Below are 7,487 nucleotides of genomic sequence, written 5' to 3'. Positions count from 1 at the left end.
ATGCTGGCCGGTGTCGGCCTGACCGAGGACGCGCTCGGCTGCCCGCAGGACTGGCCGGAGGACGAACCAACCCGGGACCGGCTGATCCGCGCCGGCGGGCAGCGCGAGCGGATCCGGATGAACTGCTCCGGCAAGCACGCCGCGATGCTCGTCGCCGCCGTCGCCCGGTCCTGGAGCACGCACGACTACCTCGACCCGGACCACCCGATCCAGCGGGAGACCGCCGCCACCGTCGCCCGGCTCGCCGGCACGCCGATCGCGCACCACGCTGTCGACGGCTGCGGCGCACCGCTGTTCGGGCTGCCGCTGACCGGCCTGGCCCGTACCTTCCAGGCCCTGGTCACCGCACCCACCGGCAGTGACGAGGCGCTGGTCGCGCAGGCCATGCGCCAACACCCGGAGTACGTCGGCGGCTGGCACGGCCACCCCAACACCGACCTGATGCGGGCGCTGCCCGGCGTCCTCGCCAAGGGCGGAGCCGAGGGTGTGCTCGGGGTGGCCGCACCGGACGGTCACGCCGTCGCGGTGAAGGTGGTCGACGGATCACCCCGCGCCACCACCGCGATCGCCCTCGCCGCCCTCGACGCCGTTGGCGTACCGGTGGGCGGGGCCGACGCGCTGCGCCAGGTGCCGGTGCTCGGCGGCGGCGCACCGGTCGGCGCCGTCACGGCCGTCATCGACTGGACCACCGCACCGTCTCGGACCGAAGCGGCACCGCCACGCACGGAAAAGGAAGAATCATGAGCACATTCGAGATCTGCATCGACAGCGTCGAGGGGGCGGTCGCCGCTGAGGAGGCCGGCGCCGACCGGGTGGAGCTGTGCTCCGCGCTCTTCGACGGCGGGCTGACCCCCAGCCTGGGCACCATCGAGACGACACTGCGCGCCGTCAACCGGATCCGGGTACACGTGATCGTCCGGCCGCGGGCCGGCGACTTCATCTACTCGCCGTTCGAGATCGAGGCGATGGAGCGGGACGTGCGGGCCGCGGTGGCGGCCGGCGCGCACGGCATCGTGATCGGTGCGTTGACCGCCGAGGGTGACGTCGACGTGCCGACCACCCGCCGGCTGATCGCCGCCGCGGGCGACGTCAGCATCACCTTCCACCGGGCGTTCGACATGACCCGCGACCCGCACGCGGCGCTGGAGCAGCTGATCGAGCTGGGCGTTCACCGGGTGCTCACCTCGGGCCAGGAAGTCAGCGTGCTGGAGGGTGCCCCGCTCATCGCCGACCTGGTGCGCCGCGCCGCCGGCCGGATCGTCGTCATGCCGGGCGGTGGCATCACCCCGCGCAACATCGCCCGGATCGTCGAGGCGACCGGCGCTGACGAGTACCACTTCGCGGCACTGGTCAGCTCGGACAGCCCGGCCGTGCACCGCAACCCGGCCCCGCTGATGGGTGGCAGCCTGAACCGGCCCGAGTACGAGCGCTCGGGCACCTCCGGCGCGCTGGTCGGCCAGGTGCTCGCCGCAGCCCGCGCCTGACCGCCTACTGCTACTGACGAGCGGTGGTCCCGGGGGACGTTCAAGTCCCTCCGTGACCACCGCTCGCGCCGTGGTGGAGCCGGTCATTCGGGCTACACCGGTCACCCGGTGGCGAGGTTGATGGCGACGCCGACCGGAATGGACGCCGCCAGCCCTGCGACCAGCCACCACAGCTGCTCCCGCCTGGCCTTTCGCTGTGCCGACTGGAGCCCGCCCTGGATCTGGCTCAGGGTGTTCGCCACCATCGTCAGGTCCTTGGCACGACCGGCCTGCTCGCTGGTGAGGGAACGCCGCAGCACGGAGCGGCGAACCCGGCTCGTCGTCGACAACGTCAGCTGATGCCGACGAACCCGACGCGACGCGAAGACCGTCGACCCCGGGTCCCCGAAGTCGTCGCCGGTGCCGCCATCGTCCGGATCCTCCTCGGCCTCGGGCCCGCGGAAGTAGCCGATCGGGAACAGGCGTGACCACAGCCGCGTCCAGCGGTCCTTCCACCAGAGACCACCGCCAGCGCCGAGCAGAACGAGGTTCACGACGATCGCGCCGATCGCCCACCTGTCGGTGACGAAGAAGCCGACGGCACCGACGGGGACAGCCGCCAGGATGAGTGCCTTCGCCGCCGCGGTGCCGCTGATCCCCTGCATGCCCGCCATTGAACCGGCCCCGCCCGGCCGACAGGGGCCCTGTTATCCGGAAGGCGACAGCAATGTCCTCGCGGGACAGTTCATCGTCCGACCGGAAAGTGCGCCAGGCACAGAGCGGACGGCGACCTGCCTCAGTAGCCCAACAGGGCGATGAGCAGCGAGGACACCGCGGCGACCAGGAGCACCCCACCGGTGCCGAGGCCGACGACCGCGCTCACCGCCACGGCGCGAGCCCGGGCCACCGGCACCGCCGCGACCGCCACCACGGTGACGAGCGCGGCGACCAGATGAATCAACGGGTAGTCGATCAACGCCGCAACCGGGAAGAGGTGCACGCCCACGACGAGGGCGATCCATGGGGCGACCAGCTCATTACGCCGCAGCAGAGCGAGCAGCCCGGCACCGACCGCAGCGACGCCGAACTCGATGCCGACGACGATGCCGAAGGTTGGGCTGGTGTCGGCGTCGAGTGCCGTACCGTCCGACCAGTGACGCCAGGCGAACAGAGCCCCGGCGGCCGCCGTGAGCAGGGAAAGAACCGACCCGGCGATGAGCACCCGCCGCCACCGCTTCGGGGGCGCCTCCTGCGCCCAACCGAACCAGCTGGTGGCGAAAAAGGCGAAGACGAACGCCGTCGCCGCCGCGTCCCGGACATGTTCAGTGATCATTGGCTCCCCGCGATACCGCTGGTTCGACGTCGGACTTCGCCGTTGACAGCGGCGCTGTCACCGCCGGGCCACGACGCGGTAATCCTGTCCTGACCGGTGTGCTCGATGACAGGGCGGGGTTGCAGTCGCTCACGCTCGGCCCTCTATCCGTGTAGCTCGCGGCCGTGTCGTCGGGCGCCGCCGCCTCGGTGCCGATGCCCCGCTACGTCCGGGCAGCCCGGCGGTGTTCCCGTGGGCTGACGCCGCGGATGCGTTTGAAGGCCGTGCTCAGGGCGAAGGAACTGCCGTAGCCGACGTGGCGGGCGACGGCGCCGACGGTGGCGCCGGGCTCGCGGAGCAGGTCGGCTGCCAGGGCCAGCCGCCACTCGGTGAGGTAGGACATGGGCGATTCGCCGACGAGCGCGGTGAATCGGCGGGCCAGCGCCGCCCGGGAGACCCCGGTCTCGGCTGCCAGCGACGCGACGGTCCAGGGTTGGGCCGGCTTGTTGTGGAGCATTTGCAGGGCCCGGCCAACGATGGGATCGCTGTGCGCTTTGTACCAGCCGGGGGCATTGGCCGCCGGTCGCGCGAACCATTCACGTAGCGCGGCGATGAGCAGCAGGTCGAGCAGCCGGTCGAGGACCGCTTCCTGGCCGGGATCGTCCTTGACGATCTCGGTGGCCAGTAGCGGTACCAACGGGGAGTCCCAGGAGTCGCCCGGGACGACCAGTAGCGGCGGCAGTGCGCTCAGGAGCCGCTGACTGACCTCGCCCCGCATCGTGTAGGTGCCGGTGAGCAGCGTTGTCGGGCCGTCCGGGTTGTTGCCCCAGGTGCGTACGCCCAGCTCCATCATCCCGGGCAGTTCCTGCCCGTCGGGGGTGGTGCAGATCTGGCCTGGGTGAATGACGACCTGCGGCGCCGTGGCCGGCTCGTCGGCGACGGCGTACGGGTCGGGGCCACGAATGATCGCCAGGTCGCCTGGACTGAGCTGTACGGACGCACCCTCGTCGGGAACGACCCAGGCGTCCCCCTGGACCATGGCCACCAGGGTGAGCGGCGCCTGGTCTTCGATCCGTATCGACCAGGGCGGGGTCAGGACCGAGCGGAGGAGGAACGCTCCCCGGGCTCTGGGTCCGTCGAGGAGACTGACGACTGCGTCCATGTAGACGATTACACACAGAATCGCGCGCCTTGGCTATCCACAGTCTCACACCGCTGCGTTTCAATTATCGCTATGACGAACGAACAAGAGCGGAACACGATCCTGGTACTCGGCGGGACCGGCAAGACTGGCCGCCGCATCGTGAAGCGGCTCCAGGAGAGCGCAGTGCCCGTTCGGGCGGGTTCCCGCTCCGCTGCGCAGCCCTTCGACTGGGCTGACCAGGCGACCTGGACGCCGGTGCTGCAGGGCGTCGGAACGGTGTTTGTGTCCTACTACCCGGACCTGGCGGTGCCGGGCGCACCCGAGACGGTCGGCGCGTTCACTGAACTGGCGGTGGCGTCCGGGGTCTCCCGGCTGGTGCTGCTGTCCGGCCGGGGTGAAAAGGAAGCACAAGCCAGCGAAAGGCTCATCCAGTCCGCCGGGGTCGAGTGGACGATCCTGCGATCCAGTTGGTTCAGCCAGAATTTCAGCGAGGACTATCTGCTGGAGCCGGTGCTGGGCGGCGAGATCGTCCTCCCGGTCGGGAACGTGCCCGAGCCGTTCGTGGACGCCGACGACATCGCCGAGGTGGCTGTGGCCGCCCTGACCGAGGACGGGCACGCGGGGCAGATCTACGAGCTGACCGGCCCCCGGCTGCTCACCTTCGCCGAGGCGATCGCCGGGATTTCCACAGCGACGGGCCGGCGGATCGAATTCGTTCAGGTGTCTCCCGACGACTATGCCGAGGCGCTCACCGCGGAGGGCACGCCTTCCGGGGTCGTGGAGCTGCTGCTGTACCTGTTCACGACCGTGCTGGACGGGCGCAACGCCCATCTGGACGACGGGGTTCAGCGCGCCCTGGGCCGGCCGCCCCGCGACTTCGCCGACTACGCCACCGCCACCGCCGCCACCGGCATCTGGGACAGAGGGTAGGACACCAGTTGGGTCACCTGGAACATCGTCCGCTCGCTGGCCAACACGAACGCCGTCACGGCCGCGTCTCGGACACGTCGGTAATCATTGGCTTTCCGGGATACCGCTGGTTCGACGTCGGACTTCGCCGTTGACGGCGGCGCTGTCACCACCGGCTACGACCTTCGGTCGGCCCCCAGCGGAAAGCGCGACCGCGCGGGCGTACCGGATGGCGGCAGGGGTGTCCGGGAAGAGCAGTTCCTCGCGGCGCAGGTCGTCAGCGACTCCGAGGGTGGCGAGGACCTGGTCGTGGGCGGGGGTGATGCCGGAGAGCAGGACGGTGATCCCGCGTCCGCGTAGCCGCCGGATCGCATCGCCGAGGACGTGCGCGCCGGTGGCGTCCATCGTGGTCACCCGGGACATTCGCAGGATGACGACGCGGACGTCGGTGACCTCCGAGAGTTCGAGCAGGAAGGTGTGGGCGGCGGCGAAGAAGAGCGGCCCGTCCAGCCGGTACGCGACGATGTGTTCGCTGAGCAGCGCGTGCTCCTCGGCGCTGTGTTCCCCCGGGTCGAGGGGCACCTGTTCCAGCCGGGCGCTGCGGGCGACCGCGCGCAGGGCGAGCACCACGGCGACGCCGACGCCGACCGCGACGGCGGTGACGAGGTCCCAGATCACGGTGACGGCGAAGGTGAGCACCAGCACGACCGCGTCGCCCCGGGTGGCCCGGGCCAGCGCCCACAGCGAGCCGGCCTCCACCATGCGGACGGTGGTGGCGAGCAGCACCCCGGCCAGGGCGGCGAGCGGGATCCGGCCGACCAGCGGCGCGGCGGCCAGCACGATCGCCGCGAGGGCGACGGCGTGGGTGAGGGCCGCCAACTTCGAGGCCGCCCCGGCGCGGACGTTGACCGCTGTCCGGGCGATGGCGGCGGTCGCGGGAATGCCGCCGAAGACGGGGGCGGCGAGGTTGGCCAGCCCCTGACCGAACAGCTCCCGGTCCGGGTCATGCCGCTCACCGACGGTCATGCCGTCAGCGACGGTGGCGGAGAGCAGGCTCTCCAGGGCGGCGAGCGCGGCGACGGCGAGGGCGCTGGGCAGCAGCACACCGAGCGCGGCGAGGTCGAGGAAGCCGAGCGAAGGCGCTGGGAGGCCCTGCGGCAGCGCGCCGATCCGGGCCAGGTCGACCGGGAGGACCTCGGCGAGGACGGTGGCGGCCCCCACGCCGAGCAGGGAGAACGGCAGGCCGGGTCGCCACCGCGCTCCGAGCAGCATCAGCGCCGCGACGGCGAGGGCCACCGCGAGCGCGGCCGGCCGCGGATGGACGACGAACCGGGCGACCGCGTCGAAGGCGACGGCCCAGACCTTCTCCCCGTGCGCGTCGCTGACGCCGAGTGCGGCAGGAACCTGTTGCAGCGCGATGACCACGGCGATGCCGGCGGTGAAACCCTCCAGCACGGGGGTGGGCAGGTAGCGGACGTAGCGGCCCAGACGGGCCACGGCGAGCGCGATCAGCACCAGGCCGGCCATCGCCCCGACCATCAGCACGCCGGTGGCTCCGAACTGCTGCACCACTGGCACCAGCACCACTGTCATCGCCCCGGTCGGCCCGGAGACCTGGAGGTTGGAGCCGCCGAAGACGGCGGCCACCGCGCCGGCGACCACGGCGGTGATCAACCCGGCCTGGGCGCCCAGCCCGGAGGTGACGCCGAACGCCAGGGCCAGCGGCAGTGCCACCACCGCCACGGTGAGGCCGGCCAGCAGGTCCCGGCGTGGTGAGCGGTGGACCGCCGCCCAGTCGGCCCGGTCGGGTAGCAGCCCGAGGAGCCGCGCTCGGGCCACCGGGATGACGCGGCTCACCGGTCCGCGCCGGTGGCGCGCAGCTCCCCGAGGAGGCCGTCCCGGTCGGTGAGGACCGCGCCGAGGATCCGGCGCCCGGCGGCCAGCAGGTCGGCCACGTCCGGGGTGCTGAGCGCGTACACGACGAGGGGACCGTCGCGGTGTGAGGTGACCATCCCGGCGCGGCGAAGGACGGCGAGTTGTTGGGAGAGGTTGGAGGCCTCGACCTCGATCACGGCGAGCAGGTCACGGACCGGCTTCGGGCCGTCCTGGAGCAGTTCGAGGACCCGGATGCGCACCGGGTGCCCGAGGGTGCGGAAGAGTTCCGCCTTCGCCTGGTACAGCGGGACCGACATGAGCACCTCTCCCGATCGATGCGAAGACTTTAGCACTTGAAGAAGTCTTCAATCGTTCGGTGTGCGGTGACGAGCGTCCCTCCGCGTCGTCGGCGTCAGGCAGTCCGTCCGATGTCGTTGACGCAGCGCAGCACTGGTCGGGTGGTCAGCGCCCGGTCGTCCAGCAGGGCCCCGGCGCGCACGGTGAAGGTGGCCGACTCGCCCGGCAGCAGGGTGACCAGGGCCTTGTCCACGGTGGCGGTGCTGTCCAGCCGGTCCGGGAAGAGGGTCAGGTCGCGCAGCACCGTGCGGGCGGTGACCCGGACCCGCTGCCCGCCGCCGATCGGCTCGACCGTCGCGTCCCAGGCCGCCGCCGGCCAGTCCACGTCCCGGTCCTCGGCGAAGAACCACAGCGCGCGCTCCGCGGTGCCACCGGCCTCCGCGACCAGCAACTCCCGACGGCCCTCGTCCGGCCGCGCCAGCTCCGC

8 protein-coding genes and 1 pseudogene are annotated in these 7,487 nt (G+C 71.8%); 3 read left to right on the top strand and 6 right to left on the bottom strand.

Annotated elements, in window-relative coordinates; translation table 11 throughout:
• Together KBX53_RS15960 and KBX53_RS15955 are read left to right on the top strand one after the other, a co-directional pair.
• A partial coding sequence (locus KBX53_RS15960; RefSeq protein WP_210860101.1) for an asparaginase occupies positions 1-744 on the top strand: 744 nt, incomplete at its 5' end.
• The gene (locus tag KBX53_RS15955; RefSeq protein WP_210860093.1) at positions 741-1,484 is read left to right on the top strand and encodes a copper homeostasis protein CutC; all 744 of its coding nucleotides are present in this window, start codon (positions 741-743) and stop codon (positions 1,482-1,484) included. The genes KBX53_RS15960 and KBX53_RS15955, both read left to right, overlap by 4 nt.
• Before the next feature lie 101 nt (positions 1,485-1,585).
• Here the strand turns inward: KBX53_RS15955 and KBX53_RS15950 are convergent, their stop codons facing one another.
• From KBX53_RS15950 to KBX53_RS15940, 3 genes are all read right to left on the bottom strand, one after another.
• Entirely contained in the window at positions 1,586-2,128 is a 543-nt protein-coding gene (locus KBX53_RS15950) for a hypothetical protein (RefSeq protein WP_210860092.1), read from the bottom strand.
• 131 nt (positions 2,129-2,259) lie between these two features.
• Entirely contained in the window at positions 2,260-2,796 is a 537-nt protein-coding gene (locus tag KBX53_RS15945) for a hypothetical protein (protein ID WP_210860091.1), read from the bottom strand.
• A 202-nt stretch (positions 2,797-2,998) separates the two neighbouring features.
• The gene (locus KBX53_RS15940; RefSeq protein WP_030337204.1) at positions 2,999-3,937 is read right to left on the bottom strand and encodes an AraC family transcriptional regulator; all 939 of its coding nucleotides are present in this window, start codon (positions 3,935-3,937) and stop codon (positions 2,999-3,001) included.
• 72 nt (positions 3,938-4,009) lie between these two features.
• Between KBX53_RS15940 and KBX53_RS15935 the strand changes: the two genes are divergently transcribed.
• Positions 4,010-4,849: an NAD(P)H-binding protein gene (locus KBX53_RS15935; RefSeq protein ID WP_030337202.1), complete on the top strand. Its 840-nt coding sequence runs from the start codon at positions 4,010-4,012 to the stop codon at positions 4,847-4,849.
• An 84-nt stretch (positions 4,850-4,933) separates the two neighbouring features.
• On the opposite strand, the gene KBX53_RS15930 is transcribed toward KBX53_RS15935, so the two are convergent.
• From KBX53_RS15930 to KBX53_RS15920, 3 genes and pseudogenes are all read right to left on the bottom strand, one after another.
• Positions 4,934-6,685 carry a SulP family inorganic anion transporter gene (locus KBX53_RS15930; RefSeq protein WP_081884120.1) on the bottom strand — a complete coding sequence of 584 codons (1,752 nt, stop codon included), beginning with the start codon at positions 6,683-6,685 and terminating at the stop codon, positions 4,934-4,936.
• Positions 6,682-7,020, bottom strand: coding sequence for a helix-turn-helix transcriptional regulator (locus KBX53_RS15925; RefSeq protein WP_030337198.1), 339 nt, complete (start codon positions 7,018-7,020; stop codon positions 6,682-6,684). Before KBX53_RS15925 ends, KBX53_RS15930 begins: the two co-directional genes overlap by 4 nt.
• Before the next feature lie 95 nt (positions 7,021-7,115).
• Positions 7,116-7,487: pseudogene (locus KBX53_RS15920) on the bottom strand (glycoside hydrolase family 2 protein); the annotation flags it as partial.

Origin of the sequence: Micromonospora sp. M51 (assembly GCF_018070305.1) — a bacterium.
Taxonomy (GTDB): domain Bacteria; phylum Actinomycetota; class Actinomycetes; order Mycobacteriales; family Micromonosporaceae; genus Micromonospora; species Micromonospora parva.
The sequence above is the reverse complement of the archived record's forward strand: the minus strand, read 5'-3'. Positions and strand labels throughout refer to the sequence as shown.

What these genes read in the sequence shown, in the direction of transcription:
- KBX53_RS15955 (WP_210860093.1), top strand. Translation starts at nt 741, where the DNA reads ATGAGCACATTCGAGATCTGCATCGACAGCGTCGAGGGGGCGGTCGCC.
- KBX53_RS15950 (WP_210860092.1), bottom strand. Translation starts at nt 2,128, where the DNA reads ATGCAGGGGATCAGCGGCACCGCGGCGGCGAAGGCACTCATCCTGGCG.
- KBX53_RS15945 (WP_210860091.1), bottom strand. Translation starts at nt 2,796, where the DNA reads ATGATCACTGAACATGTCCGGGACGCGGCGGCGACGGCGTTCGTCTTC.
- KBX53_RS15940 (WP_030337204.1), bottom strand. Translation starts at nt 3,937, where the DNA reads ATGGACGCAGTCGTCAGTCTCCTCGACGGACCCAGAGCCCGGGGAGCG.
- KBX53_RS15935 (WP_030337202.1), top strand. Translation starts at nt 4,010, where the DNA reads ATGACGAACGAACAAGAGCGGAACACGATCCTGGTACTCGGCGGGACC.
- KBX53_RS15925 (WP_030337198.1), bottom strand. Translation starts at nt 7,020, where the DNA reads ATGTCGGTCCCGCTGTACCAGGCGAAGGCGGAACTCTTCCGCACCCTC.